21 protein-coding genes are annotated in these 26,621 nt (G+C 65.5%); 15 read left to right on the top strand and 6 right to left on the bottom strand.

All coding sequences use genetic code 11. The features are described 5' to 3' along the window. Position 1: 1 nt before the first annotated feature. From AC58EF_RS09180 to AC58EF_RS09170, 3 genes are read left to right on the top strand one after another with little or no spacing between them, the layout of a single operon-like run. Entirely contained in the window at positions 2 to 976 is a 975-nt protein-coding gene (locus tag AC58EF_RS09180; RefSeq protein ID WP_497275790.1) for an ABC transporter substrate-binding protein, read from the top strand. Between the two features lie 4 nt (positions 977 to 980). Beyond that, positions 981 to 2,162, top strand: a complete 1,182-nt coding sequence (locus tag AC58EF_RS09175; RefSeq protein ID WP_497275788.1) for an acyl-CoA dehydrogenase family protein — start codon at positions 981 to 983, stop codon at positions 2,160 to 2,162. Between the two features lies 1 nt (position 2,163). After that, on the top strand, positions 2,164 to 3,111 hold the full coding sequence (locus tag AC58EF_RS09170; RefSeq protein WP_497275786.1) for an NAD(P)-dependent oxidoreductase: 948 nt from the start codon (positions 2,164 to 2,166) through the stop codon (positions 3,109 to 3,111). Between the two features lie 22 nt (positions 3,112 to 3,133). Here the strand turns inward: AC58EF_RS09170 and AC58EF_RS09165 are convergent, their stop codons facing one another. Then, entirely contained in the window at positions 3,134 to 3,970 is an 837-nt protein-coding gene (locus AC58EF_RS09165) for a LysR substrate-binding domain-containing protein (protein WP_497275784.1), read from the bottom strand. A gap of 294 nt (positions 3,971 to 4,264) precedes the next feature. Here AC58EF_RS09165 and AC58EF_RS09160 point away from each other — a divergent pair, with 294 nt between their 5' ends. The 10 genes from AC58EF_RS09160 to AC58EF_RS09115 all read left to right on the top strand — a co-directional run bounded on the left by AC58EF_RS09160 (position 4,265) and on the right by AC58EF_RS09115 (position 15,309). Further along, complete coding sequence (locus AC58EF_RS09160; protein WP_497275782.1) at positions 4,265 to 5,098, top strand: ABC transporter permease; 834 nt, start codon at positions 4,265 to 4,267, stop codon at positions 5,096 to 5,098. Between the two features lie 2 nt (positions 5,099 to 5,100). Then, positions 5,101 to 5,889 carry an ABC transporter ATP-binding protein gene (locus tag AC58EF_RS09155; RefSeq protein ID WP_497275780.1) on the top strand — a complete coding sequence of 263 codons (789 nt, stop codon included), beginning with the start codon at positions 5,101 to 5,103 and terminating at the stop codon, positions 5,887 to 5,889. Then, positions 5,886 to 6,500 (top strand): cysteine dioxygenase family protein, encoded by a 615-nt coding sequence (locus tag AC58EF_RS09150; protein WP_497275778.1) that lies wholly within the window; start codon positions 5,886 to 5,888, stop codon positions 6,498 to 6,500. The genes AC58EF_RS09155 and AC58EF_RS09150 overlap by 4 nt, the downstream gene beginning before the upstream one ends. Next, on the top strand, positions 6,497 to 7,759 hold the full coding sequence (locus AC58EF_RS09145) for a rhodanese-like domain-containing protein (RefSeq protein WP_497275776.1): 1,263 nt from the start codon (positions 6,497 to 6,499) through the stop codon (positions 7,757 to 7,759). The genes AC58EF_RS09150 and AC58EF_RS09145 overlap by 4 nt, the downstream gene beginning before the upstream one ends. Positions 7,760 to 7,776: 17 nt before the next feature. Continuing rightward, entirely contained in the window at positions 7,777 to 8,865 is a 1,089-nt protein-coding gene (locus AC58EF_RS09140; protein WP_497275774.1) for an LLM class flavin-dependent oxidoreductase, read from the top strand. 3 nt (positions 8,866 to 8,868) lie between these two features. After that, positions 8,869 to 9,828: an ABC transporter substrate-binding protein gene (locus tag AC58EF_RS09135; RefSeq protein ID WP_497275772.1), complete on the top strand. Its 960-nt coding sequence runs from the start codon at positions 8,869 to 8,871 to the stop codon at positions 9,826 to 9,828. 130 nt (positions 9,829 to 9,958) lie between these two features. Then, positions 9,959 to 12,541 (top strand): TonB-dependent receptor plug domain-containing protein, encoded by a 2,583-nt coding sequence (locus AC58EF_RS09130; RefSeq protein WP_497275770.1) that lies wholly within the window; start codon positions 9,959 to 9,961, stop codon positions 12,539 to 12,541. Next, positions 12,516 to 13,481: an ABC transporter substrate-binding protein gene (locus AC58EF_RS09125; protein WP_497275768.1), complete on the top strand. Its 966-nt coding sequence runs from the start codon at positions 12,516 to 12,518 to the stop codon at positions 13,479 to 13,481. The genes AC58EF_RS09130 and AC58EF_RS09125 overlap by 26 nt, the downstream gene beginning before the upstream one ends. 82 nt (positions 13,482 to 13,563) lie before the next feature. Then, positions 13,564 to 14,355, top strand: coding sequence for a class II aldolase/adducin family protein (locus tag AC58EF_RS09120; RefSeq protein ID WP_497275766.1), 792 nt, complete (start codon positions 13,564 to 13,566; stop codon positions 14,353 to 14,355). 291 nt (positions 14,356 to 14,646) lie between these two features. Continuing rightward, positions 14,647 to 15,309: a peroxiredoxin-like family protein gene (locus AC58EF_RS09115; protein ID WP_497275764.1), complete on the top strand. Its 663-nt coding sequence runs from the start codon at positions 14,647 to 14,649 to the stop codon at positions 15,307 to 15,309. A gap of 48 nt (positions 15,310 to 15,357) precedes the next feature. Here AC58EF_RS09115 and AC58EF_RS09110 read toward each other — a convergent pair whose 3' ends face one another. From AC58EF_RS09110 to AC58EF_RS09100, 3 genes are read right to left on the bottom strand one after another with little or no spacing between them, the layout of a single operon-like run. Then, positions 15,358 to 16,761, bottom strand: a complete 1,404-nt coding sequence (locus AC58EF_RS09110) for an efflux transporter outer membrane subunit (protein ID WP_497275762.1) — start codon at positions 16,759 to 16,761, stop codon at positions 15,358 to 15,360. Further along, positions 16,751 to 17,956 carry an efflux RND transporter periplasmic adaptor subunit gene (locus tag AC58EF_RS09105; protein WP_497275760.1) on the bottom strand — a complete coding sequence of 402 codons (1,206 nt, stop codon included), beginning with the start codon at positions 17,954 to 17,956 and terminating at the stop codon, positions 16,751 to 16,753. The genes AC58EF_RS09110 and AC58EF_RS09105 overlap by 11 nt, the downstream gene beginning before the upstream one ends. Then, the gene (locus AC58EF_RS09100) at positions 17,949 to 21,140 is read right to left on the bottom strand and encodes an efflux RND transporter permease subunit (protein WP_497275759.1); all 3,192 of its coding nucleotides are present in this window, start codon (positions 21,138 to 21,140) and stop codon (positions 17,949 to 17,951) included. Before AC58EF_RS09100 ends, AC58EF_RS09105 begins: the two co-directional genes overlap by 8 nt. 309 nt (positions 21,141 to 21,449) lie before the next feature. On the opposite strand from AC58EF_RS09100, the gene AC58EF_RS09095 reads away from it, so the two are divergent. Together AC58EF_RS09095 and AC58EF_RS09090 are read left to right on the top strand one after the other, a co-directional pair. Next, on the top strand, positions 21,450 to 22,376 hold the full coding sequence (locus AC58EF_RS09095; RefSeq protein WP_497275758.1) for a LysR substrate-binding domain-containing protein: 927 nt from the start codon (positions 21,450 to 21,452) through the stop codon (positions 22,374 to 22,376). Positions 22,377 to 22,517: 141 nt separating this feature from the next. Further along, positions 22,518 to 24,389 (top strand): bifunctional sugar phosphate isomerase/epimerase/4-hydroxyphenylpyruvate dioxygenase family protein, encoded by a 1,872-nt coding sequence (locus AC58EF_RS09090; RefSeq protein WP_497275757.1) that lies wholly within the window; start codon positions 22,518 to 22,520, stop codon positions 24,387 to 24,389. Positions 24,390 to 24,408: 19 nt separating this feature from the next. Here AC58EF_RS09090 and AC58EF_RS09085 read toward each other — a convergent pair whose 3' ends face one another. Beyond that, the gene (locus AC58EF_RS09085; RefSeq protein ID WP_497275756.1) at positions 24,409 to 25,710 is read right to left on the bottom strand and encodes a carbohydrate porin; all 1,302 of its coding nucleotides are present in this window, start codon (positions 25,708 to 25,710) and stop codon (positions 24,409 to 24,411) included. After that, positions 25,707 to 26,603 carry a shikimate dehydrogenase gene (locus AC58EF_RS09080; protein ID WP_497275755.1) on the bottom strand — a complete coding sequence of 299 codons (897 nt, stop codon included), beginning with the start codon at positions 26,601 to 26,603 and terminating at the stop codon, positions 25,707 to 25,709. Before AC58EF_RS09080 ends, AC58EF_RS09085 begins: the two co-directional genes overlap by 4 nt. Positions 26,604 to 26,621: the final 18 nt, after the last annotated feature.

Below are 26,621 nucleotides of genomic sequence, written 5' to 3'. Positions count from 1 at the left end.
GATGTTTTCCAGACGCAATCTGCTGGGCGCGGCGGCGGGCAGCGTGCTGCTTTCGGCCTGCGGTACTGCCGGCAAGGGCCGCCCGGCCTTGCGCGTGTCGATCACCGGCAAGGGCGATGGCGATACGCGACTGCTGTTCAAGGCTGCTGGGATCCAGCCTAGGAACTTCGACCTTGTCTATAACGAGTTCCAGTCCGGCCATCTGGTGGTCGAGGCGCTCAATGGCGGATCGCTCGACTATGGCGGGATGAGTGAGATTCCGCCGATTTTCGCGGCGGCTTCGACCATCCAGAGCTTTCGCCAGATCGCGGTCGCCCATGGCGACGTCAACAACCAGGTGGTGCTGGTGCCGAAGGGATCGAAGGCACGCTCGATCGCTGACCTTAAGGGCAAGCGCATCGGCTATGTTCGCGCCACCACCGCCCAATATTTCCTGATCCGTATGCTGGAGGAGGCAGGGCTCAATTGGGACGACATCACCCCCGTCGCGATGGGCGTGTCGGACGGTGCGGCGGCTTTTTCGCGGGGATCGCTCGATGCCTGGGCGATCTACGGCTACCCGATCCAGCGCGCGATTGCGACCGATGGCGCGCGTATATTGCGCACGGCCTATGGCATCCTCTCGGGCAATTATCTCGTTTCCGCCCATGTCTATGCGCTGGCCGATCCGGGCAAGGCGGCAATCATCCGCGAATATCTGGCGCTGGTGCAGCATGGCTTCGGCTGGGCCGCGGCGCATCAGGAGGAATGGGCCGGCATCGTCGCCCAGGATATCGGCGTGCCGCGCGACTATGTGCTCGATCAGTTCCGTCGCAGGAGCGCGACCTATGAGCTGCGCCCGGTAACACCCGAGGCGATCGGATCGCAGCAGCAGGTCGCCGATGTCTTCTTCAAGGCCGGGCTGGTCCCCAAGCGGGTGGATGTCCGTCCGCTCTGGGACGCCCGCTTCAACGACGCCATTCCCAAGAGAGGCTGATATCATGGCCACCCAGGCAATTTCCGTGCAACCGCTGCCGCCCGAAGGATCGGTGCCTGCCGACCAGCTCGATCGGCTGACCCGGCTGCTGGCGGCCAACGCCGAACATTATGACCGCAGCGCCGAGTTTCCCCGCGCCAATTTCGACATATTGGCGGGGCAGGGGCTGATCGCGCTCACCGTGCCTCGTGCGCTGGGCGGGCGCGGGGCGTCGGTGTCCGAAGCGCTGCGCGTGCTGGCGGCGGTGGCGAAGGGCGACCCCTCGACCGCGCTGATCCTGTTCATGACCTATCATTATCATGCCAGTCCCACGCGCGCCCAGGGCTGGCCCTTGCATATTCATGAGCGGCTGGCGCGCGAGGCCGTGGCGGGCCGGGGCCTGATCGGCGGCCTGCGGGTCGAGCCGGAACTGGGGACGCCGGTGCGGGGCGGTCTGCCGGCCACGATCGCGCGGCGGACGGCGGATGGATGGGCGCTCAGCGGCACGAAAATCTATTCGACCGGATCGACCGGGCTGGACTGGTTTTCGGTCTGGGCGAAGACCGAGGAGAATGACCTCCGGGTCGGCAATTTCCTGATCCGATCCGACAGTCCGGGCATCACCATAGAGCCGACATGGGATCATCTGGGTATGCGGGCGACGGTCAGCCATGCCGTCCATTTCAACGATACGCCGACCCCCTTGGATCATGCGGTCGACATTCGCCGTCCTGAAGACTGGGCGGCCGGCGCAGGCGATCCCGGCCCTGCGATCTGGAACGCGCTGTCCATCTCGACCATCTATGATGGCGTGGCGCGGGCCGCGCGCGACTGGCTGCGAGCCTATCTCAATGATCGCGTGCCGACCAATCTGGGCGCATCGCTTGCCACCCTGCCGCGTGTCCAGGAGAAATTCGGTGAGATAGAGGCATTGCTTCAGGTCAACCGCACGCTGATCCGAGACGCAGCCGTGCGGCATGACGCGTGCGATCCGCCAGGCGCGGGCGAGGTCAACATGATCAAATATGTGACCACGGCCAATGCGATCAGGGCGGTAGAGATTGGTCTCGAACTGACCGGCAATCCGGGGATCAGCCGGAAGAATCCGCTGGAGCGTCATTATCGCGACGTGCTGTGCAGCCGTATCCATTCGCCCCAGACCGACACGATATTGATCGCCGCCGGTCGTGCCGGGCTGGGGAACTGATATGTCCTTGATCATCGCCAGTCAGCTCGACGCCGATTTCAACCGGGGTCTGGGTCAGCATCCGATCGCGCCGATTCTGATCGATGTCGCCGACGATGAGCCATGGAGCGCGGCAAGCGAGGCGGATCTGCTGCTGGTCCGTCCGTCACCCGCCTGGCGACAGCCGCCGGTCGCCCGCCCGCCGCTGTGGCCGGGCCGGCTGAAATGGGTCTACAGCGCCTCGGCCGGTGTTGATGTCTATCCCCAATGGCTGCTCGATGCGCCGCTCGTCACCTGTGGGCGCGGCGTCGCTGCGGACGAGATCGCCGATTATGTGATCGCCGCCATCTATGCCCATGCCAAGAATCTGGAAGCTGTGACGGCCCGGTCGCGTGCCGAATGGATCAACGTGCCGCTTGGCCGCGTGTCGGGCACGACGATCGGGATCGTCGGCCTGGGGGCGATCGGCCAGGCGGTGGCGCGGCGTGGCCTGGCGCTGGGCGCGCAGGTCGTGGGATTGCGCCGCTCGGGCATCCAGGCCGGCATCAGCGGCGTCGAGCATGTGCGTGACATCGGGGCGCTGGTGGCGCAATCCGACCATATCGTCATCGCCGTGCCGGCGACGCCGCAGACATATCATCTGTTCGATGACGCCCTGTTCGCGCGGGTAAAGCCCGGCGCCCATATCATCAATGTCGCGCGCGGATCGGTGATCGACCAGGACGCTCTGGTGCGGGCGCTCGACCGCAACGATGGGCCGGGCTTTGCGACGCTGGACGTCACCGATCCCGAACCGCTGCCGGAAGGGCACAGGCTCTACATGCACCCGCATATCCGGCTCACCCCCCATGTTTCCAGCAATCATACGCAGGTGCGTCATCGCCTGCTGGAAAAGGTGCGCGACGATATTTCCCGCTTCATGCGCGGCGAGCCGCCCAGCGATATCGTCGATCCGCTGCGGGGATATTGATGGAGGCAGCGCGGGAGGCGGTTCAGAGCGCCTCCACCGTTTCCCGCGCCAGTTCGGCCAGGCGATGGGCGGCCTGGTCCAGCTTGTCCCCGGAACGGAGGATGGCGGCGACGCGCGGGAGCGGCGGCAGGCGATCATGGTCCAGCGCCGGGCCGTCGCCAAGGAACAAGTGGGTGCGGCAGGTAATGCCCAGGCCCGCGCCCACCGCCGCCTTCAATGTCGCCAGATTGGGCGTTTCCACGGCGATCCGCCATTGCAGCCCCGCATCCTCCAGCCCCCGGATGGCGGCTTCGCGAAAGCGGCACGGTTCCTCCAATACCGCCAGCGGAATGACGGCGCGATCGGCCAGCGCGGCCTCGCCATACCAGCTCATCGGCGCGACCGTGACGGCATGGCTGTCATTGGGCGCGGCGAAGCCCAGCACGATGTCCAGTTCCCGCCGCTCCAGCAGCGTCTGCAGCTCGGCGGTGCCCGCGACTCGCGCGTAGATCTGCGCATCGGGGTGCAGTTCGGAGAAGCGCGACAAAAGGCCGCTGAGCAGCGTATCGGCGAAATCCTGCACCATGCCGATCCGCGCGGGACCGGCGAAGCGTCCCGCGCTGACGGCGGCGACGGCTTCGTCATGCAGCAACAGCACCCGCCGTGCATAATCGAGCAGAAGCTCCCCGGCCGCCGTCAGGTTGAGGCGACGGCCTTCGCGCAGAAACAGCGTCTGCTGCACCAGTTCCTCCAGCCGCTTGATCTGAAGGCTGAGCGCGGATTGGGTCACGAACACCTGTTCCGACGCGTTCAGCATCGATCCGGTGTCGACGATGGCGACGAAACTGCGCAGCAAGTTGGTCGGCAGATTGACCGGCACGGCAGGCCCTCCTTCATATATGGGAAGATGGTCGATCCGATGTCGGGACCGGGGCGTTCATCTATCGCCGATACTCATATATCAATCAAAATAGTAGAGATTTAATCCGTCGAGAAAAAACTTGCCAAGGATGATCCGACAGGCGGAGGAACCAGCATTTTCCGCGCTGATCCGCCCCGCAGCGGCGATGAAACGGGACCTATGAAGAATGCTGATAGGTTTGCCGCAAAAAACTCAATTGAATAAGTAGACAATTCATGTTGGCTTGTCCGGGCTTTCACAAAAGGCCCGGACATGGCGGTTTTGACGATCAACACTCTTTTCCGCGTGAGAAGCGGGCGCACGCCTGCTCCGGCGCGGCGCTTTTCGCTGTCCCGCTTCGGCGGCCGCTGGTTGTCCCCCTTGGCGTTGTTGCTGCTGTGGGAGGCGGGGTCGCGCATCGGCCTGATCCCGGAGCGCACGCTGGCGCCCCCGTCCGCCGTTCTCGGGACGCTGATCGAAATGGTCGTGTCCGGCGAATTGCCGTCCAACTTGCTGGTATCCTTCGCGCGCGTCGCCGCCGGTCTGCTGATCGGCGTCGGCCTGGGCCTGGCGCTCGGCTTGGTCGCCGGCCTTTCGCGCGCCGGAGAGCTGGCGGTCGATCCGCTCATGCAGATCAAGCGCACCATTCCAGCGTTGGCGCTCACACCGCTGTTCATCGTCTGGTTCGGCATCGGCGAAACGCCCAAGGTCGCGCTGATCGCCTTCGCGACGATCTTCCCCGTCTATCTCAACCTCTACAGCGGGATACGCGGGGTGGATTTGCGCCTGCTCGATGCGGCGAAGAGCTTCGGCCTCAGCCGCTGGGAACAGGTCTGGCATGTCGTGCTGCCTTCGGCGCTGCCCGCGCTGCTGGTGGGTTTGCGCTACGCCCTGTCGGTGTCGATCCTGGTTCTGGTTGTGGCCGAGCAGATCAACGCATCGGCGGGCCTTGGCTATCTCATCAACAATGCCCGTGATTTCATGCGGACCGACATCATCGTCGTCTGCCTCATGGTCTACGCCATTCTCGGTCTTGGCGCCGACTGGCTGGTCCGCACCATCGAAGCCCGCGCCCTCATCTGGCGCCCCAGCATAGTGGAGCAATAAGCATGGACGCTCGCCTCGGCTTTTCCACGGTGGACAGCGCCGTCCACCAGCCCCAGCCAGATCCCGTCGTCCGGCTGCGGGGGTTTATCCGCCGCTTCGGGGCCAACACCATCATCGACGGTCTGGACCTCGACATAGCGCCCGGCGAGTTCATCGCCCTGCTGGGCCGGTCGGGATCGGGCAAGACGACCTTGCTGCGGACGCTCGCGGGTCTGGACGAGGTGCGCGGCCAGGATGTGGACGTGCCCGATTCCCGCGCCGTGGTGTTCCAGGACGCGCGTCTCCTTCCGTGGAAACCCGTCTGGAAGAATGTGGCGCTCGGGCTGAAGAGCAATATCCGCGCCCGTGCGGAGGCGGCGCTCAGGGAAGTGGGGCTGGGCCATCGCATCGACGCCTGGCCGCTGACCCTGTCGGGGGGCGAGGCGCAGCGCGCCGCCCTGGCCCGCGCCCTGGTGCGCGAACCCCGGCTGCTGCTGCTGGACGAGCCTTTCGCCGCGCTCGACGCCCTGACCCGCTACCGGATGCATGATCTGGTCCTGTCGCTCTGGCGCACCCATCGCCCAGCCGTGCTGATCGTGACCCATGATGTGGAGGAAGCCATCGCGCTGGCCGACCGGGTGCTGGTGCTCGACAAGGGGCGCATTGTTGCAGAAGAACGCATCGTCGCGCCCCGTGGCGAACGCGCGAGCTTTGCCCCGCGCCTGCGCGAAAAGCTGCTGTCCCATCTGGGTGGCGACGATCATGGCGATGGCGTCGTGCGGTTCGCGCCGATCGCGGAAGCTGCGGAATGAGCGCGGCCGCTGTCCTCGAACGGCCTGTCGATACGGCGCGGTTGCGCGGCTTCGTCACGGCCTTTGCCGATCTGCTGGCGGCCACGCGGGATGAGCAGGCGATACTGGAAAGCGGCCGTTCGCTGCTCGCCCGCCTGATCGCGACCGACGACTGGCTGCCGCCGGCCTACACGCGCCCCGATCCCGATCGCTATCAGCAATATCTGCTCCACTGCGACAGCCGCGAACGCTTCAGCGTCGTCAGCTTCGTCTGGGGACCGGGCCAGTCGACCCCGATCCACGACCATGGAATCTGGGGCTTGGTCGGCGTGCTGCGCGGCGTGGAGAAGGTCGAGCGTTTCCGCCGCCTGCCGACTGGCGGACTGGTGGCGGAAGGTGACGAACTGCTGCGCCAGGGGGAAGTGGACGCCTTCTCGCCGCGACTGGGCGACATCCATCGTGTGACCAACGGCCTGACCGATCGGCCGTCCATCAGCATCCATGTCTATGGCGCCAATATCGGCGCGGTCGAGCGGGCGACCTACGCGCCCGACGGCGCGCCCAAAAGCTTCATTTCGGGTTACGCCAACGGCGTAATCCCCAACCTCTGGGACAGATCGAAAAGCATATGAGCCTTGATACACTGGACCGCGTCCAGACAGCGACGCCGCAGGATATTCGCCACGCTCTTCTCATCGGCAGTGAAATCGCCATCATCGACGTGCGCGAGGAGCATGAGTTCGCGCAGGGTCATCCGCTGTTCGCCGCGCAGATCCCGTTGCGTCGCATCGACGAGGAAGCGCGCTGGCGCATCCCGCGTCTCGACACGCCGATCATCGTCTATGACAATGGCGAAGGCCTGGCCCGCAAGGCGGCCGTCCGGTTCGAAGGGCTGGGCTATACCCATGTGCGCGAACTGGACGGCGGCCTCTCGGCCTGGCGCGACGCCGGCTATGAATTGTTCGAGGACGTCAACAGCTATTCCAAGGCTTTCGGCGAACTGGTCGAGCATCGCCGCCACACGCCCTCGCTTGCGGCGGAGGAAGTGCAGGCGCTGATCCGCGAAAAGGCCGACATCGCCATTCTCGATGCGCGTCGTTACGATGAATATCACATAATGAGCATTCCTACCGGCACCAGCGTGCCGGGCGCCGAACTGGTGCTGCGCGCGCGGGCGATCGCGCCCGATCCCGACACGACGATCATCGTCAACTGCGCCGGTCGCACCCGCTCGATCATCGGCGCCCAGTCACTGGTCAATGCGGGCCTGCCGAACAGGATCTTTGCGCTGCGCAACGGCACGATCGGCTGGACGCTGGCGGGGCAGGAACTGGAAAACGGCCAGACCCGCGTCGCACCCGAAGTCGATGATGCGGCAACCGAAGAAGCGCGCACCCATGCCCGCGACGTCGCCTATCGGGCGGGCGTCAAACGCATCGGCTGGGAGGAACTGGCGGCGTTCAGGGCCGATAGCGGCCGCACCCTCTACCTTTATGACGTGCGCCAGCCGCGCGACTATGAAAGCGGCCATCTGCCCGGATTCCGCAACGCGCAGGGGGGGCAGCTGGTGCAGGAAACCGATCATAATGCCCCGGTGCGCGGCGCGCGCATCGTCGTGACCGATCCTGTCGGGCCGCGCGCCGACATGACCGCCTCCTGGCTCGCCCAACTGGGTTGGGACGTGTCCATCCTGGATGTCGACTGGTCGACGGTCGCGCTCGAAAAGGGATCGGACGGCGCGCCGCCTCCGCGCGGGCCGGAGGGGCGCTACAAGCGGCCCTATGAGGGCACAGACAACAAGGCCGCCGCCATGCAGGCCTATCTCGACTGGGAATATGGCCTCGTCGCCCAGCTGGAGCGCGACGGCACCCACGGCTTCTACGTCATCTGACACTCTGGAGAAGGCATATGAGCGTCAAATTCATCGGCTATATCGGTTTCAACAACGGGTCCGAAACCCAATCGGCGGTGCGCAGCCGCGCGCTCGACACCGACTATGTGAACGCAGCCGCCAGAGCGCAGGAGGAGGGCGGCTTCGACCGCGTCCTCATTCCCTTCGGTTCCAACAGCCCGGAAAGCCAGATCGTGGCGGCCCATGCCGCCGCCATCACCACCCGTCTCGGCTTCCTGGTCGCGCATCGTCCCGGCTTCACCCAGCCGACCGTCGCTGCGCGCCAGTTGGCGACGCTGGACCAGCTTTCCGGCGGCCGCGTCGCGGTCCACATCATCACCGGCGGCGCGGACGAGGAAATGGCGCGCGATGGCGATACGCGGACGGTCAAGGCGGAACGTTATGCCCGCACCGACGAATATCTGACGATCCTGCGGCAGGAATGGACGGCGGCCCAGCCCTTCGACCATCAGGGCAAATATTATGATATCCGCCAGGCGTTCAGCGCGATCAAGCCCGACAATCTGCCGGTCTTCTTCGGCGGATCGTCGGACGAGGCGATCGAGGTCGCGGGCCGCCATGCGGATGTCTATGCGCTCTGGGGCGAAACGCTGGAAGCGGTGAAGGACACGGTGCGCGCCGTGCGCAAGTCGGCATCGCGCCATGGCCGCGATCCGGGCTTTTCGCTCTCGCTGCGTCCGGTGATCGCCGATACCGAAGAAGCCGCGTGGAAACGCGCGGCGGAGATCGAAGAGCAGGTGCGCGAAAATCGTCTCGCCGCCGGCTTGCCGCTCACCGGCCATCGTCCGCCCAATGCGGGGTCGCTGCGCTTGCTCGACACGGCCAGCAGCAACCGCCGCGATACGCGGCTGTGGACCGGCGTCGCGGCGCTGACCGGGGCTGCGGGCAACAGCACCGGGCTGGTCGGCACGCCCGAACAGGTGGCCGACGCCATGCTCGATTATTATGATATCGGCATCGATCATTTCCTGATCCGCGGCTTCGATCCGCTGGGCGATTCCATCCTCTATGGCCGGGAATTGCTGCCGGTGGTTCGCCGCAAGGTCGCCGAGCGCGAGGCGACGGGCCTCGCACTGGCGGGCTGATCCATGTCGAAGAGAAACGTCGCCATCCTGCCAGCGTCCCTTGTCGCGGTGGCGGGCCTCGGGCTCGCCGCCGCGACTTTTAGGCATAGCGACGACAATGTCCTGCGTGTCGCCAACCAGAAGGGACAGGTCCGGGCGATGATGCTTGCCTCGGGCGTGCTCAAGGGCGCGCCCTATAGCGTGGAATGGTCGGAATTTCCCGCCGCCCAGCCGCTGCTCGAAGCGGTGGGCGGCGGGGCGGCCGATCTCGGCCTTGCCGCCGACGCTCCCTTCATCTTCGCCTATCAGAGCGGCAGCCCGGTCAAGGCCATCGCTGTTCAGGCGCCCGCCAACCAGGCGCCGGAGGCGCTCGCCATCCTCGTCAAGACGGACTCGCCGGTGAAGGGCGCGCAGGATCTGGTCGGCAAGTCGATCGCCACGACGCGTGGGTCGATCGGCCATCATCTGCTGCTCCAGGCGCTGGAGCGCGCCCATATTCCGGCGGACAGGGTGCGCGTCACCTTCCTGCCGCCGGGCGACGCCAAGGCGGCTTTCGACAGCGGATCGATCGACGCCTGGGCGACCTGGACGCCCTATACCAATGTGGCGATCAAGGAAGGCGCGCGCGCTGTGGTGGACGCAAAAGACTATGGCCTGCCGCTCTATATCGACATCGCCCATGCCGATTCCATCGGTCCCAAACGGGCCTTGCTGGCCGATTTCCTCCAGCGCGAGGCCAGGGCCGTCGCCTGGGCGCGCGCCCATCCCGATCGGTTCGCGCAGGTGCTGGCCCAGGAAACCGGCCTGCCGCTCGACATCGCCCGCGCCAGCTTCGACCGCAACAATCGAGTGTCCCGACCGATCGATGCCGGGATCATCGCGCATGAACAGGCGATCACCGGGCGTTTCCGCAAGGCCGGACTGACCGATGGCGAGCGGGACGTCGGTGCGGCGTTCGACACGAGTTTCGGAAAAGGTAGTTGAAACAATAAATTTCGCTTTAGAAAGATGATCTAAAGTTAAGCCTTACTCATAGATCGTCACGCAAAGTCGATGTTCAACTAAAATTATAGAAAATAAACGGTCCCTCGAAATACATATGGGGGAATAGAAAATGCACCGCCACAAAACCTACCTTGCCTCCACCGCGCTCGCGATTGTCCATTTCGCTGTCGTGCCGGCGACCGCGCAGGCACTTGCCGCGCCGAAGGCGGCGGCAGGCGACGCCGCGGAGCCGGGAACGATCATCGTCACCGGCGTCCGCGGCGCGCCCCGCACCGTGGCGGAAAGTCCCGCGCCGATCGATGTGGTCGGCGCGGAAAAATTGCAGGCGACCGGCTCGGCGGAATTTGGCGAAGCATTGTCCAAATTGCTGCCGTCGCTCAATTTCGGGTCGACCCATGCCGGCGTCTTCTCAATCGGCCGCCCCGTCACCAATCGCGGTCTGGCGCCCGCCTATACTTTGGTGCTGGTCAATGGGAAGCGGCGGCACAATGGCGCCTTCCTCAACAATTCGACCGCCGATACGTCCGGCGCCAACCCGGTCGACATCGACCTCATCCCCACCAGCGCGATCGACCGGATCGAGGTGTTGAAGGACAGCGCCGCCGCCCAATATGGCACCGATGCGATCGCCGGGGTCATCAACATCCAGCTCGCCGAAAAGGAGGGGCTGAGCGGTGATTTCACCTATGGCACGCTTTACGAGGCCAATGGCAAGCCCGACAGTTGGAAGGGCACGATCCGCTATGGCACGAAAATCGGCGATGGCGGCTTCCTGACGATCAGCGGCGATGTCCGCAAGCGGGGCGGCGCCTGGTGGAACCTGCCCGCGACCGATGCCAATGTCTATGGCCTGCCGTCGGGTCGCACCATCGACCAGGTGGTGGCGACCAGCGGCCTGACCCGCGCGCAGGTGGAGGCGAACATCGCCGATGCCAACGCCCGCAATGCCCAGTGGAACCGCGACGGCGCGCATAATGGCGATCCGCAGATCAAGGCGTTCAACCTCGCCTATAATGCGCAACTGCCGGTGACGGACAACGCCACCCTCTACAGCTTCGGCACCTATGGCGAACGTGATGCTGAGATCGGTAATAATTTTCGCCGTCCCAACAGCACCGCCAATTTCACGGCCCTGTTCCCGGACGGCTATTATCCGCTGAACAATATCGACGAGAATGATTTTCAGTTCGTCGGCGGCCTGCGCGGAACGCTGGCCGGGTGGGATTATGACGTCTCCTCCTCCTTTGGCCGCAACGCCAGCCGCCAATATTCCAAACTTTCGATCCGCCCCTCGCTGGGACCGGACAGCCCGACCAGCTGGCCCAATCTCGCCAATTTCGAATTCCGCCAATGGACTCACAATATCGACCTGACGCGCGAGTTCGAGATCGGCCTCGCTAGGCCGTTGCAGATATCGATCGGCGGCGAATATCGGCTCGACCGCTTCCGCACCTTTGCCGGCGATCCCCTCGCCTATGAGGATGCGACCTACACATTCCAGCCGGGCGACCAGCAATATGACTGGAATGTCGGCCGCGTCGCCTCGCCGGTGGTGCAGGGCGCGATCGTGCTGTCGCCGGAGGACGAAGCCGATATCAGCCGGAAAGTCTATGCCGGCTATATCGACCTCGGCCTCTATCCGACCGACGCCTGGTATATCGGCGCGGCCATCCGCGCCGAACATTATAGCGACGGTTCGGGCAGCCCGGTCGGTTTCAAACTCAACAGCCGCTATGAGTTCAGCCCGGCGCTGGCCATTCGCGGCACGGTCGGCACCGGCTTCCGCGCGCCGTCGCTGACGCAGATCGGCTACGCCCAGACCGACGGGCGCACCTCGTCCTTCTTCAACCCGGCGACCGGCCAGACCGAATTGCGGCCCACCGTCGCCAAGCTGGTGACGGCGGATTCGACCGTCGGCCAGCTACTGGGCGCCAAGCCGCTCAAGGCGGAAAAGACATGGAATGCCGGCCTTGGCCTCGTCTTCACGCCCATCCCCGCGCTGTCGGTGACGCTGGACGGCTATTATATCCGCATCAGGGACCGCATCGAGCGCACGGGCCGCCTGTTCGGCGCCGGCATTTCCGCCATTCTGGCCGCCAACGGCCTGTCCGACATCGAACAGGCGGAATATTTCATCAACGCCGCCGACACCGAGACCAAGGGCTTCGACCTGGTCGCCGACTATAGCCGAAACCTTGGCGATCTGGGCAAGCTGGGCCTGACCTTCGCCTTCAACTATAGCAAGACCAAGGTGACGGATGTCGTCGCGACCCCGTCGCAACTTTTCGACACCGACGGCAATGCGCTGCTGGGCGCAGGTTCCGTCTTCTTCGGCGGCGACAAGATCGGCGAACTGGAAGTGCTTCAGCCGCGCACCAAGCTGGTCAGCACGCTGAACTGGTCGAAGGGCATTTTCGGCCTCAGCGTCACCGCCACCCGCTACGGCAAATATACCCAGCGCACGGCGGCGGGCGACGACCGGCATTTCGGCGCGAAGATCATCACCGACGCCAGCATCAGCGCGAAGGTGACGCGGTTCGCCACATTGTCGGTCGGCGCCACCAACCTGTTCGACGTTCGTCCCGAAACCAACGGGCCGGGCAATCCCCAGACGGGGCAGGGCTATTATGGCCCGTCGCCCTTCAATCCCGCAGGCGGCTATTATTATGGGCGTATCGCACTCGCTTTCTGATCGCCGGACCTTTGTGGCGGGCGCCGCCGCGCTCGGCCTCACTGCGTGCGGTGGCGCTGGGAAGGGCGGGCGTGCCCGGCTGGTCCTGGGCGATCAGGTTCACCTGCTCCAGTCGAAGGCGGAGGCGGCGGGTGCGCTCACGTCTCTTGGCTATGATATCGAGTGGGCCAATTTCGTCGGCGCCGCGCCGCTGCTGGAGGCTCTCAACGCCGGGGCGGTGGATACCGCGCCGGCGGGCGACCTGCCGGTCGTGCTGGCGGCGGCGGCGGGCGTTCCGCTGAAAGTCATCGCCGGCTCTGTTTCCTCCACCCGCGACATTGGCATCATCGTGCCGCCAGGCTCCTCCATCCGCCGTGTCGCCGACCTCGCCGGCCACCGCGTGATCGTGTCGAGCGCGCGCGGCAGCATCTCGCACTATCTGTTGCTCGAAGCGCTCAAGGAAGCCAGGCTCGACCGACGCAGGGTTGATATCGGCTTCATGCTGCCCAACGATGCCGCAGCCGCCTTCGCCGCCGGCCGGATCGATGCCTGGGCGACCTTCGGCACCTATCAGATCGCGGCGGAGGCGCGGGGCGCCCGGATGCTGCGCGACGGGCAGGGAATCAATACCGGCCTCACCCTGATCGCCGCCTCGCAAAAGGCGCTGGACGATCCGGCGAAGCGCGGCGCGCTCAAGGATGTGCTGGCCCGGTTTCGCACGGCGAGCCAATGGGCGCAGGCGCACCCGGATGGTTATGCCGATGTGTTCGCCAAAGCGACGGGCGTGGACCCGAAATTGGCGAAGCTGATCGTCGACCGGCAAAATCCCCTTCTCGTCCCGCCGGATGCGACGGTCATCAAACCGTTGCAGCGCGTTGTCGATCGCTTTCACGCCGATGGCGAACTGCCTGTCCGCGTCGATGTCGCCCATATCGTCGATCCGACGGTCTTCCCGACATGAGCAGCGCTGTCCGACCCTTCAGACATTCTCATTGGGCGGCAAGCAGCCGCCTTCCTACACTCGCCCGTAAAGGAGCATCGCCATGGCCACTGTCTTGAAGGATGATCGTTTCCGCCAATCCGGCGTCAGCGAGGCGGAATGGAAGGTTCGCATCGACCTCGCCGCCTTCTATCGCCTTTCGGCCCTCCATGGCTGGGACGACTTCATCTACACCCATATTTCCGCCCGCGTGCCGGGGCCGGAGCATCATTTCCTGATCAACCCCTTCGGCCTGATGTTCGATGAGATCACGGCGTCCAGCCTGGTCAAGGTGGACCTGGACGGCCATGTCGTCGGGGAAAGCGACTATGGCATCAACTATGCCGGCTATGTGATCCATTCGGCGATCCACGGCGCGCGCGAGGACGCCCATTATATCGCCCATTTCCACAGCGCCGACGGCATGGCGGTATCGGCTCATGCCGAAGGGCTGCTGCCCTTGAACCAGCGCGCGCTCGCGCTGATCCCGCGCCTCTCCTATCATGACTATGAGGGCGTGGCGCTCAATCTGGACGAGCGCGAGCGGCTGGTCGCGGATCTTGGCGATACCAAGGTCATGCTGCTGCGCAATCATGGCACGCTGGCGCTGGGATCGTCACCGGGCGAGGCGTTCAGCGGCATCTATCATCTGGAGGAAGCCTGCAAGGCACAGGTCCGCACGCTTTCCATCGGCCGCGACCGGATATTGATCGCGCCGGAAGAGGCGCAGGAGGAAGTGCGCCGCCAGATGGGCCGGGAGCGCAAGCCGGTGGAAGGCGGCAAGTCGCATTATGATCTCGTCTGGGAAGCCGCTCTGCGCAAGGCCGGGCGCCAGTCGCCCGGCTTCGACGCCTGAACTGGAGGAAAGCCATGACCAGGCGCCAATTGAAGCTGGGTCTCGTCCCGACGGGAGTCGGCGGCCCCGGCGACAGCAATCGGGGCCGCGACCTGGGCGCCACCATCGCCGACGCCATCCCGGCAGGGGCGTGATCCCGACGCCCCCTTCCCGGCCAGTCGTCACGCCTCGAACCGCGCGCATCGGGACGCCGCCTGAAGCTATGACAATTCATCGACGCTTCCCCGCCAACTCTCATTGGCGGGGCGCGTTGACGGCAGCCATCATGACCCCGACCGCAAGGAGATCATGATGGCGACACTTCTCACCGATACGCTCAAGGCCCGCTATGCCGCGTTGCAGGCGGAGCGGGAACGCAGTTGGACCGCCGCACAACTGGACGGGAATGCGCGTCAGCGCGCGCGGCTGGTCGACCGTTTCGATCCCGCGGCGGTCGCGCAGCCCGGCGCCATCCTGCCGCCCCTGTCCTTCGCTGAAGTCGATGGCGAGACTCTCAGTCTCGATGCGCTGACGGCTCACGGTCCCGCGCTTTTTCTTTTCTTCCGCTTCGCTGGCTGTCCCGCCTGCAATATCGCGCTGCCTTATTATGGCGACCACCTCTATCCCACGCTGCGACAGAAGGGCATCCCGCTGGTGGCGCTCAGCCCGCAGCGGCCCGACCGGCTGCGCGACATCAAGCTGCGCCATGCGCTGCCCTTTGCCGTCGCCACGGATGCGGACAATGGCCTTGCCCGGACATTGGGCATCAGCTTCGTTCCCGACGATCGTCCCTCGCCGCCGCCCGCCGGCTGGATCGGCGAAGTCACCGGCACCAACAGCTGGGAACTGCCCCAACCGGCCGTCCTGCTGGTGGGCGCGGGCCGCCGCGTCGAATGGCTTCAGGTCAGCCCGGACTGGCTCGATCGGCCGGAGGCGGAAACGATACTCGATCATGTCGCGCTGAGATTGCCCTGATCCCTCCCTTGTCCCAGAGCGCGTCTTTCCTTTCGAGACACAACGCGATCAGGCGCCGGTTGCCGCGCCGCCCATCGCCTTCACCAGCGCAATGCCGGCCCGCATCCGGTCGGTTTCGACCGCAAGAAATGCGCGCTGGGCTTCCAGCGCATCGGTCTGGGCAGTGACGACTTCCAGATAATCCGATGCGCCGTCGCGATAGCGGCTATAGGCGATCTTGCTGGTCCGCTCGGCCGCCTGCGCGGCGTCACGCTGGTCCACCGACTGGGCGGCGAGATGACGGCTGGCGGCGATCGCGTCCTCCGCCTGTCGGAAAGCGCCCAGCACCGTTTCGCGATAGGAAGCGGCCAGTTCGTCATATTCCGCGCGCGACATCTTGACTTGCGCGTTGCGTCGTCCACCATCGAACAGGGTGACGAGTGCCGACAACGGCCCAAGACCCCAGAAACTGTTGGGATTGCTCAGCAGGTCGCCGCGCGTCGTTTCCCATCCCCCGGTCAGCCCCAGCGTCAACGACGGGAAATAGGCCGCCCTGGCGACGCCGATCCGCGCGTTGGCGGCATAGATGCGCCGTTCGGCTGCCGCTATGTCGGGACGGCGCTGAAGCAGTTCCGACGGCGTGCCGGCCGGGATGGCGGGCATCTGCGGCAGCGCATCCTGCGAAGCGATGGAAAAGTCGGACGACAGTGCGCCGACCAGCGCCGCGATTTCATGCTCGGTCGCCGCCCGCTCGTTCGCCACGGCGGAAATCTGGGCACGCGCGTTGCTGAGCGTGGTCTTGGCCCGGTTGACGTCCATGCCCGACGCGATGCCGCCCTTCCGCCGCGTGGCGGTCAGATCATAGGCGCGGTCGAACGCCTCCACCGACTGGCGCAGCAAGGCGGCCTGCGCATCCAGCCCCCGCAGCCGGGCATAGGCGTCGGCGACGGCGGCCTGAAGGCTCAGTCGTGCCGACGCCAGATCCGCTTCGCTCGCCTGCGCGTCGGCGCGCGCGGCGGTCACGCTGTTGCGGATGCGACCCCAAAGGTCCAGTTCATAGTCGAGCGAACCGCCGACCACATAGTCGTTGTAAGTCACCGCATTGCCATTGCCCTGGAAGCGGTTGCCCGACACGCGGCGGCGGCTGGCGTCCGCGCCGGCGCTGATCGTGGGAACAAGGTCCGAAGCTTCGATCCGCGCGGCGGCGCGCGCCTGATCGTAGCGGGCGAGTGCGGCGGCCAGCGTCGGGCTGGCCTTTTCGGCGCGCATTTCCAGATCGTTCAGCACCGGATCGCCAAACGCTTCCCACCAGGCGCCGCGGGGTACGTCATCCATCGGCTGGGCGGCAGTCCAGCCGGCCACTTCCTTGAAGGCCGCTGGCGCTGCCGTTTCGGGCGGATGATAGTCCGGCGCCATCGAGCAGGCAGCCAGGAACATGGGCAGCAGCGCCGCGGCCCGGCGATCAACGCCCATTCGCAGCGTCCTTTCCACCGGCCGCCGCCGTCTGCACCTGGACCCGGTCGCCGGTGCGGATCGCGTCCGGCGGCGTGTCGATCACCCTGTCCTGCGCGGTGACGCCGCCCGAGATCTGGACGGTCGCCCCCTCGTCGCGCGCGATGGTGACAGGCTTCACGGTGACGCGGCCGTCCTGGCCGACCACGGCGACGGTCGGGCCGTCATTGCCATAGAGGATGGCGCTACCCGGCAGGCTCAGGGCATTGCCCTGACCCGCGCCGACCTGGAAGCGCACCTGTGCGAAGGCGCCGGGCTTCAGCGCGGCGTCGGGATTGGCCGCCTGCAATTGCACCAGAACCGCGCCCGACTGTGGGTCGATCGCGCCGGCGCTGCTCGTCATGGTGGCGTTGAAGGTGCGCCCTGGATATTCGGGCAGGGACAAGGTCGCCGTGGTTCCCGGCTTGACTGCGGCCGAATAACCCTGCGGCACGCGGACATAGATACGCACGCGATGGATGTCGGACACGGTGAAGAGCGGTTGGGCGGCGGCATTGCCCGCGACCACGAGCGCGCCGATCTGCGCCGAACGGCTGGTGACGACGCCGTCGAATGGCGCGGACAGGCGGGTAAAGCCTTGCAGCGCCTTCAAACGATTCACATTGGCGAGCGCCGCATTGGACACGGCGATCCGGGCGGCCAGATCGCCCGCCTTTTCGTCCGCTTCCTGTTGCGAGACGGCGTCTTCCTTCAGCATCGTCGCCCATCGCTTCGACGTGGTCGCCGCGAGCCGCTGGTTGGCGAGCGCGGTCTGATAATCGGCCTGGGCGGCGGCGAGTTGCTGATCGACATCGGGCGCGTCGAGGATCGCGAGCGGCTGGCCTGCGCCGACCCGGTCGCCGATATCGGCCAGCCAGCGGCGGACATAGCCATTGGTCCGCGCGTAGATGGCGGCGCTGTTGAAGGCCTGGACATTACCCGGCAGGACCAGCGCACTGCCCTCCGCATCGACCTTGGGCGCCACCACCGCGACGGTGGGCAGAGCCGCGTCCGCCGCCGTCTGGCGCAGTTCCTCGGTTGCGCTGATCCTTGAGATGACTCCGATCCCGACGATTGCGATCGCGATCACCGCGGCGCTGATCCCGACGCGCTTCAGTGTGCGGCTGTCCGGTCCCGTCGCGGCAGGGTTCTCGATGAGGGTGTTATGCTCAGACATGGCTCGGCTGCATTTCCGTAATGGGGGTCTTCTGGCCGTGCTTGCGATGGACAAGGGCGAAGACGGTGGGAACGAAGAAGAGGGTGGCGATCGTTGCGCAGATCAGGCCGCCGATGACCGCGCGGCCCAGCGGGGCGTTCTGTTCGCCGCCTTCGCCCAGGCCCAGCGCCATCGGACCCATGCCGATGATCATGGCAAGCGCGGTCATCAGCACGGGACGGAAACGGACCAGGCCGGCTTCCAGTGCGGCCTTGGTCGCGTCGCCCAGCTCGGCGAGCCGCTCGCGGGCGAAGCTCACCACGAGGATCGAATTCGCCGTCGCCACGCCCATGCACATGATCGCGCCCGTCAGCGCAGGCACCGACAGGGTCGTGCCGGTCATGAACAATATCCAGATGATGCCGGCGAGGGCTGCGGGGAGGGCGGTGATGATGACGAACGGATCGACCCAGCTCTGGAAATTGACCACGATCAGCAGGTAGATCAGCACCACCGCGGCGGCGAGGCCGAAGCCCAGGCCCGAAAAAGCGGTGTTCATCGTCGCATATTGGCCGCGGATGGTGACGGTCGCGCCCTTGGGCTGCGCCTTCTCCATCGACTTGATGATATTCTCGATATCGCCCGCAACCGCGCCAAGGTCGCGACCCTGAGTGGTGGCGAAGATATCGAGCACCGGCGCGATATTATAGTGGGACACGACCGGCAGGGTGTTCGACCGGACGATGGTGGCAAGCCCGCCCAGCGGCTGGACCGAGGTCGCATTGGCGCCTGACACGGGCACGTTGGACAGGTCGCTGAGCGATCCGACCAGATATTCCGGCGCCTGCGCGACGACCGGATATTGCACGCCATTTTCCGGGTTCACGAAAAAGACGGGTGCGGTCTGCGACGTGCCGGCGAGCTGGCTCGCCAGACTGGTGGTCACGTCGCGCTCGGTCAGGCCATATTGGCCGACGCGCGATCGGTCGACATCGACGTCCAGTTGCGGCGCGCGGCCGGGTTGCTGGATGCGCGCATCGGCAAGGCCGGGGATGGTCGCGATCCGCGCCAGCAGCTTCTGCGCATAGGCGCGGTTGGCTTCCGCATCCCTGCCCGCGATCTGGATGTCGATCGGGGCGGGCGCGCCGAAGTTCAGGATCTGGCTGGTGATGTCGGCGGGCAGGAAGGCGAAGGTCGTGCCGGGGAAGCGGCGCGGCATCTCGCGGCGCAGTTCGGCCACCAGCTGTTCGGTCGGACGGTGGCCATGATTGAGCGCGATCAGCATGTCGCCATCCTGCGGCCCGATCGTGCCGCTGTTGTTGTAGACGGTGTTGATGGAGCTGACCGGCAGGCCGATATTGTCCGTGATCGACCCGAGTTCGTCCGCCGGGATGATCTTGCGCACTTCCTGGCCGATGCGGTCGAAGCGGGCGGCGGTATCTTCGATCCGCGAGCCGACCGGCACGCGGATATGCATGGCGATCTGCCCGGAATCGACCGTGGGGAAAAAGTTGCTGCCCAGCATCGGCAGCAGGCCGAAGGACAGGATAACGATCCCCATGAAGCCCAGCAGGAAAGGCTTGCGCGCATTGAGCGCACGGTGGAGCAGCCCGACATAGCCGGTGCGGATCGTCTCGAACCGCGCCTCGAATCCGCGCTGGAAACGGACCAGCGGGTTGTGCGAGGTCGCGCTGCCGGCCATGTGGGCGTCACCATGTTCGACATGGGGCTTCAGCAGATACATGGCCAGCGTCGGGACCAGCGTGCGCGACAGGATGAAGGACGCAATCATCGCGAACACCACCGACAGCGCCATCGGCACGAACAGGAAGCCCGCGACCCCCGGCAGGAAAAACATCGGCACGAACACGATGCAGATGCAGAGCAAAGCGACGAAGGCCGGCGTCACGATCTGCGCCGCGCCGTCCAGGATCGCCTGGGTCACGCCCTTGCCCTGCTCCAGGTGCCAGTTGATATTCTCGATCGTCACCGTGGCGTCGTCGACCAGGATGCCGACAGCGAGCGCAAGGCCACCCAGCGTCATGACGTTGAGCGTCTGGCCGAAGACGGCGAGCGCCGCAATCGCGGCCAGGATCGCCAGCGGGATCGACAGGGCGATGATGACGGTGGAGCGCCAGCTGCCCAGGAACAGCAGGATCATCAGCGACGTCAGCGCCGCGGCGATGGCGCCTTCATGGACGACCCCCTCGACCGCCGCCTTCACGAACAGCGACTGGTCGCCGACGGGAAGGATCTTCAGGCTGTCCGGCAGGGTCGCCGCGATCCGGGGCAGCGCTTCCTTTACCCCGTCGACGATGGCCAGCGTCGAGGTCGAGCCATTTTTGAGCACGGTCAACAGGGCCGACCGGCTGCCTTCGACATGGACGATATTCTGCTGCGGCCCGTTGCCGTCTCGGACATAGGCGACGTCGCGCATATAGATGGTCGCGCCGTTCACCACCTTGACCGGCAGGTCGTTGAGCGCCGCGATCGAGGTGGGGGCGTTGTTCAGCCGCACGCTATATTGGGTCGCGCCCACCTTGACGAAGCCCGCCGGGTTGATCTGGTTCTGCGCGGCGATGGCGTTGCCCACATCCTGCGCCGACAGCCCCTTGGACTGGAGCGCCAGCGGATTGAGGTCGATCTGCACCTGCCGCTGCTTGCCGCCCGAGGGAAAGGGCATGGCAAGGCCCGGAATGGTGACGAGCTGCGGCCGGATCTGGTTCTGGCCCAGATCGAACAATTGCTGTTCCGACAATCCCTTGCCCGACAGGGCGAGTTGCAGGATCGGCACGGTCGACGCGCTGTAGTTCAGGATCAGCGGCGGGGTGATGCCCGGCGGCATCTGGCGCAGCACCGTCTGCGACACCGATGTCACCTGCGCCGTGGCGGTACGGATGTCGGCGCCGGGCTGAAAATAGATTTTCACGATGCCGATGCCCTGCAAGGACTGGCTTTCGATATGTTCGATATCGTTGACCGTCGTCGTCAGCACGCGCTCATAGGGACCGACGATGCGGTTTGCCATGTCCTCCGGCGCCAGACCGGCATATTGCCAGGCGACCGCCACGACCGGGATGCGGATGTTGGGGAACATGTCGACGGGCGTGCGGACGGCCGCAAGGATGCCGCCAATCGCGATCAGGATCGCCATAACGATGAAGGTCAAAGGACGGTTGAGGGCAACCTTGACGATACCGATCATCCACGACTCCGGGACGCGCCGGCGGAACCGCCGGAGTTGAAAATAATGATGCCTCTCCTGAAGGGATGTCCGTTGTTACCGCAATCATCCCGGCGGATAAAGCCGCTTGCCACGGCATGATCTGATGAATGTCATTCATGAATGTGACGATGGTCCGGGTCCGGCGGGCCACGGCATCAGGGGGGCGGATCGCGCGCGGCCTTCGGAACGACAGCGAACCACCGCCACATCCGGTTTCGCCATGCAACCTAGAATCTTCCGCGTCTAATATATAATATGGCATTATCGATAGCCTGGACGACTTGATTTATGGACCTGCGACATCTGCGCTATTTCCTGTGCGTGGCCGAGGAAATGCATTTCGGGCGTGCCGCCTTGCGACTGGGCATCTCGCAGCCGCCGCTCAGCCAGCAGATACGAGCGCTGGAGGAGGAATTGGGCGTGCAACTGTTCGAACGGACCAGCCGGCGGGTGTCGCTGACCGACGTGGGGCGGCTGTTCGTGCCGGAAGCGCGCGCCACGCTGGCGCAGGCGGAGCGGGCGGCGCAAACCGCGCGGCTCGCGCAGATGGGACAGATCGGCCAGCTGTCCCTGGGCTTTACCGCATCGGGACCATTCGTCCCGCGCGTTGCCCGCGCGCTCTATACATTTCGCCAGTCTTTTCCGAATGTCGAGCTGACCCTGCTGGAAATGGGGCGCGACGGGCAGATTGATGCGGTCGAGCGTCGGCAACTCGACGTGGCGATCGTCCGTTGCTTCGACCGGCCGTTCGTGACCGAGGGACTGGTTTCGATGCCGCTGATCGAGGAGGAAATGTTCCTGGCGATACGGCAGGATCATCGTCTGGCGCAGCAGGCGGAGGACCCGTCGATAGAGGATTTGAAGGACGAACCCCTCGTCCTCTACAGCGCCGTCATCGGCGCGGGTTTCAACGAGCATTTCTTTGACCTTTGCGAGCAGGCCGGTTTCCGGCCGAACATCGCGCAGGAGGCGGGCAGCCTTGCGACGTTGCTCGGTCTGGTGGCGGCCGGCTTTGGCGCGACGATATTGGCGCAGTCCTTGACGCGCCTGCATGTCGACAATCTGGCCTACAGGTCGCTGGCGACGCCGGTTGTCAGCCGCCTGTGGCTCGTCCATCGGGACGATTTATCGCCCACCTCGCAGGCGTTCAAGGCAACGATATTGGCCGCCGGCGACGCGAAGGAAACATCGCCGCCTGCGAAAATCCCTGCATAGCCCGACGCTCGGACCAGTTTGTTGACGCGAACAGGTCTGAAGCCGGCATGTCTATAACCTTATGGCATGGAAAGGTGCTTCATGCGCCCTTATCGTCATGGTCGGATGGTGGGATGTTGGCGGCTCGACACAGGAGCCGTCATGCCCAACGCCATCGCCACCGTTTCGCTCAGAGGCACGCTGGAGGAAAAGCTGCGCGCGGCCGCCGCGGCAGGGTTCGCCGGGGTCGAGATTTTCGAAAACGACCTGATCGGCTCGCCCCTGTCGCCGCGCGAGGTGCGCGGGATGCTGGGCGATCTCGGCCTTGCCTGTATGCTCTACCAGCCCTTTCGCGATTTCGAGGGGATGCCGGGGCATCTACGCCAGCGCGCGATGGACCGGGCGGAGCGCAAGTTCGACCTGATGGGCGAGCTTGGCGCGGACCGCATCCTCGTCTGCTCCAACTGTTCGCCCGTCTCGCTGGGCGAGCGCGAGCGCATCGTCGATGATTTCCGCGAACTGGGCGATCGCGCAGCAAAACGCGGCATTCTCGTCGGCTATGAGGCGCTGGCCTGGGGGCGCCATGTCTTCGACCATCGCGACGTCTGGTCGATCGTCGAGCAGGTCGATCATCCGAATATCGGCATCATCCTCGACAGCTATCATTCGCTGTCGCGCAAGATCCCGAGCGAGAGCATCCGCGCCATAAGCGGGAACAAGATCGTCTTCGTCCAGCTCGCCGACGCGCCGTTGCTCGACATGGACCTGCTCTATTGGAGCCGTCATTTCCGCAATCTGCCGGGGCAGGGCGGGCTGGATGTCGAGACCTATGTCGCGGAGATATTGCGCACCGGCTATGACGGGCCGCTGTCGCTGGAGATTTTCAACGACCGTTTCCGGTCCAACAGCGCGATGCTGGTGGCGGAGGATGGGCATCGCTCGCTCGACTATGTGCGGGACGCGGCCCGGCGGTTGCTGGGACGGGAAACGCGAATGCCCGCGCCGCAGCCGATGCTGGGCGCCGAATTCGTGGAGTTCACCGCCGATGGCGCCGGTTCCGCCCGGCTTGGCAGCATCTTCGCGTCGCTGGGCTTCACCCTGGCGGGCGAGCATCGGCAGAAGAAGGTGACGCGCTGGCGGCAGGGCGGCGTGAACCTCGTCATCAATGCCGAACCCAGGGGGTTCGCTTGCGCCTATCGCAGCGCCCATGGTCCCTCCATCTGCGCGATCGGCGTGCGGGTGAAGGACAAGGCTGCGGTGCTGGCGCGCGCGGCGGCGCTGGGGATCAAGGCCTATAGTCCCGAAGGCCGGCCCGGCCGCATGGCCATGCCGGCGCTGCGCGGCGTGGGCGGCAGCCTCGTCTATCTGATCGACGAGAATGAGGTGGAGGGGCTTTGGGCGCGGGAATTCGTGGCGCGCGATGTCGAGCCGGACGCGCCGGTCCACATGCGCGGCTTCGATCATCTGGCGGCCGTGGTGCATGAGGATGAATTCCTGTCTTGGCAGCTCTACTGGCGCGCGCTGTTCGGGCTGGAGGCGAAAGCAGCGCAGGACGTCATCGACCCGTCGGGCCTGGTCCATAGTCAGGCGCTCCAGTCGCCGGACGGGGCCTTCCGCGTGACGCTCAACGCCTCGGACGCGCGGGAGACCTTGTCTTCGCGCTTTCTGGAACAGGGTATTGGCGGCGGCTATCAGCATGTCGCGCTTGGCACCGACGATATCTTCGCCACGGCGCGGGCGCTGCGGGACGGCGGCGCGGCGATGCTGGCGATCCCAGCCAATTATCACGCGGATCTGGCGGCCCGCTTCGGCTTCGACGATGCGACGATCGCGCAGATGGCGGAACTGGGCATCCTCTACGACGAGGATGCCGACAGCAATGGCTATTGGCAGGTCTACAGCCGCGCCTTCGACAAGCTGTTCTTCTTCGAGATCGTCCAGCGTACACCCGGCTATACCGGCTATGGTGCGCCCAATGCCGGGGTTCGGCTGGCGGCGCAGAATAGGTTCCGGGACGAGCCGGTCGTGGACTGATGACCACGACCCTCCGCAATCACAGGATCAATTTCACCGTCAGCCCCGCCACGACCGCATCAGCATAGCGGCTCGTCGCACCCACGCGGTGGATATATTGCAGGTTCGGTCGCAACAGCAGGTCGCGCGTCGCCTGCCAGCCATAGAATATCTCTCCGCTGGCTTCCCATGTCTGCACGTCGACCGCCTGTCCCAGCGACTGCTGGTCGCGCTGGCGGTCGGAAATGCGCGGATTGACGCGGGCATAGACCAGCCCCAGGCCGAAATTATCCTTGGGCCGGCCGTCCCACAGCCCCCGTGCGACGAAGCCGCCGCTCAGGAACAGCGGCACGCGCGCGGTGTGCCGGTCCGACAGGGTGGCGGTGCCGAACAGCGACAGGCCACGATCGCCGGCGCCGAAGCGGACGATCATCTTTTCCGCCATCACCCAGGCGCTCCAACGCTCCTGCCGCATGGCCGGGGAAAGGCCGGATAGGACATAGCTGTCGCCATGGATGTCGTCGCGCACATCGGCGCGGTCGGTGGTGTCAACCAGAGCGCCGACACGCACCAGCCCCGGAAGCCCGCTTTCTTGCTGGCCGGATTTCCAACCCAGTTCGACCGGCAGCACGAAGCTGTCGAAGCGCGGCGCCAGTTGCCAGCCATTGCCGATCTGAGCGCGGATGCTGTTCACCTCGAACGCGGCGATGGTGACGCTCAGCCCCTTGGCGACCTCCTGCCGGGCGCGCACGCCCCAGCGGGGAATGGGAAAGCCCGAAAAGCCGCTATTGTAGAAGAGGGTCGTCGGACGCGGGCAGAAAGCGAAATTCTGGAACTGGCAGCCCGACGGCAAGGTCGCGAAATCGTCGCCCGTATGGTAGAGGCCGAACTTGAGCGCGGTCTTCCCGCCGTTCAGCTGCTGTTCGTAGCTCAGTTCGGCCGGACGCAGATCCTGCCCGCCGCCGAACAATTCCTGCACTTCGAACAGATTGCCGATACGGGTCGCGGTCAGATCCTCGCCCTTGCGATGGATGATGGTGGCGATGATCTTGCCGCCGGCCAGGCCGAAGGCCTTGCCGGTGTCGACCACGGCCGAGGCGAGCAATTGCTGTGTATAGGCCGCGCCCTGATCGCGCCCACCACTGATCGAGGCGGCGCTTTCCGACACGTAGGAGAAGGCGAGGGTAACGCCCCTGTCCTTCAGCTTGGTGCGCCAGCCGGGCTTTGCCATCGGCGCGGGGGGTGGGGTCTGCGGGCCGGCAGGCGGACCCTGCAGTTGCGGCGCTTCGCGGGCGGCGACCTGCACGGGCAGGATGATGGCGGGTGGAGCATCGGGGATCATGCGGCGGCGCTCCGCTTGGTGGCGCGATCGAATTCCGCTATCATGCGGCGATTGTCTGGTTCGGTGTCGGTGAACCGCGCGAAAGCGTGCGCCGCTTGCATCACCGCCATGCCGCCGCCATTGAGCGTGGCGCAGCCCTTGGCCGCCGCCGCTTCGAGTAAAGCAGTCTGGAGCGGGAAATAGATGATGTCCGATACCCACTGATCGGGCGTCAGCAGGTCGGGATCGAAGGGCAGGCCGGGATGGCTGAGCATACCGATGGGGGAGGCCTGGACCACGCCGTCGGCGCCTTCGATCGCTTCCCCCGCCGTGGCGGCGATGCCGACCTTCGCCATGGGGAAGAGGCGGCCAAGCCGATCCGCCAGCGTCTTCGCCCGGTCCTGCGCCGGATCGAAGATGATGAGCCGCTTCGCGCCCAGATGGAGATGGGCATAGCCCACCGCCGCCGCCGCGCCGCCCGCGCCGATCAAAGCGACCCGGCTGTGCGGGCGATCCCCCAACCCGGCAAGAAAATGCGCGCGATAGCCCGACCAGTCCGTATTTTCGCCATGGGCCTTGCCATAGCGGAACAGGATCGTGTTGACCGCCCCCAGCGCCCTGGCGGCGTCGGACAGGCTATCCATCAGCGGGATCACATCCTGCTTGAAGGGATGGGTGACGTTGAGGCCGTCAAAACCCATCGCCTGGAGAATCGGCAGCAGACGGGGCAGGTCGGCGGCGCCATAGTCCATCACCCCCCCATCGAGAATGCGGTAGACCATGGTCAGGCCGAGCGCCCGCGCTTCGGTTTCGTGCATGTCGGGGCTGCGCGATCCGGCGATGCCGCTGCCGATCAGTCCGCAGAGGATGGACGCGCGGGACCGGCCCGTATCGCGCACGGGATGCTGGAACATGGAAACGTCTTTCTTCCT

The sequence above is a fragment of the Sphingobium sp. WR1 genome, assembly GCF_059693745.1.
This window is presented reverse-complemented; position numbering and strand designations above follow the sequence as displayed.

What these genes read in the sequence shown, in the direction of transcription:
- AC58EF_RS09150 (WP_497275778.1), top strand. Translation starts at nt 5,886, where the DNA reads ATGAGCGCGGCCGCTGTCCTCGAACGGCCTGTCGATACGGCGCGGTTG.
- AC58EF_RS09100 (WP_497275759.1), bottom strand. Translation starts at nt 21,140, where the DNA reads ATGATCGGTATCGTCAAGGTTGCCCTCAACCGTCCTTTGACCTTCATC.
- AC58EF_RS09090 (WP_497275757.1), top strand. Translation starts at nt 22,518, where the DNA reads ATGCCCAACGCCATCGCCACCGTTTCGCTCAGAGGCACGCTGGAGGAA.
- AC58EF_RS09115 (WP_497275764.1), top strand. Translation starts at nt 14,647, where the DNA reads ATGGCGACACTTCTCACCGATACGCTCAAGGCCCGCTATGCCGCGTTG.
- AC58EF_RS09140 (WP_497275774.1), top strand. Translation starts at nt 7,777, where the DNA reads ATGAGCGTCAAATTCATCGGCTATATCGGTTTCAACAACGGGTCCGAA.
- AC58EF_RS09095 (WP_497275758.1), top strand. Translation starts at nt 21,450, where the DNA reads ATGGACCTGCGACATCTGCGCTATTTCCTGTGCGTGGCCGAGGAAATG.
- AC58EF_RS09105 (WP_497275760.1), bottom strand. Translation starts at nt 17,956, where the DNA reads ATGTCTGAGCATAACACCCTCATCGAGAACCCTGCCGCGACGGGACCG.
- AC58EF_RS09080 (WP_497275755.1), bottom strand. Translation starts at nt 26,603, where the DNA reads ATGTTCCAGCATCCCGTGCGCGATACGGGCCGGTCCCGCGCGTCCATC.
- AC58EF_RS09170 (WP_497275786.1), top strand. Translation starts at nt 2,164, where the DNA reads ATGTCCTTGATCATCGCCAGTCAGCTCGACGCCGATTTCAACCGGGGT.
- AC58EF_RS09085 (WP_497275756.1), bottom strand. Translation starts at nt 25,710, where the DNA reads ATGATCCCCGATGCTCCACCCGCCATCATCCTGCCCGTGCAGGTCGCC.
- AC58EF_RS09130 (WP_497275770.1), top strand. Translation starts at nt 9,959, where the DNA reads ATGCACCGCCACAAAACCTACCTTGCCTCCACCGCGCTCGCGATTGTC.
- AC58EF_RS09120 (WP_497275766.1), top strand. Translation starts at nt 13,564, where the DNA reads ATGGCCACTGTCTTGAAGGATGATCGTTTCCGCCAATCCGGCGTCAGC.
- AC58EF_RS09125 (WP_497275768.1), top strand. Translation starts at nt 12,516, where the DNA reads ATGGGCGTATCGCACTCGCTTTCTGATCGCCGGACCTTTGTGGCGGGC.
- AC58EF_RS09175 (WP_497275788.1), top strand. Translation starts at nt 981, where the DNA reads ATGGCCACCCAGGCAATTTCCGTGCAACCGCTGCCGCCCGAAGGATCG.
- AC58EF_RS09135 (WP_497275772.1), top strand. Translation starts at nt 8,869, where the DNA reads ATGTCGAAGAGAAACGTCGCCATCCTGCCAGCGTCCCTTGTCGCGGTG.
- AC58EF_RS09160 (WP_497275782.1), top strand. Translation starts at nt 4,265, where the DNA reads ATGGCGGTTTTGACGATCAACACTCTTTTCCGCGTGAGAAGCGGGCGC.
- AC58EF_RS09145 (WP_497275776.1), top strand. Translation starts at nt 6,497, where the DNA reads ATGAGCCTTGATACACTGGACCGCGTCCAGACAGCGACGCCGCAGGAT.
- AC58EF_RS09155 (WP_497275780.1), top strand. Translation starts at nt 5,101, where the DNA reads ATGGACGCTCGCCTCGGCTTTTCCACGGTGGACAGCGCCGTCCACCAG.
- AC58EF_RS09110 (WP_497275762.1), bottom strand. Translation starts at nt 16,761, where the DNA reads ATGGGCGTTGATCGCCGGGCCGCGGCGCTGCTGCCCATGTTCCTGGCT.
- AC58EF_RS09180 (WP_497275790.1), top strand. Translation starts at nt 2, where the DNA reads ATGTTTTCCAGACGCAATCTGCTGGGCGCGGCGGCGGGCAGCGTGCTG.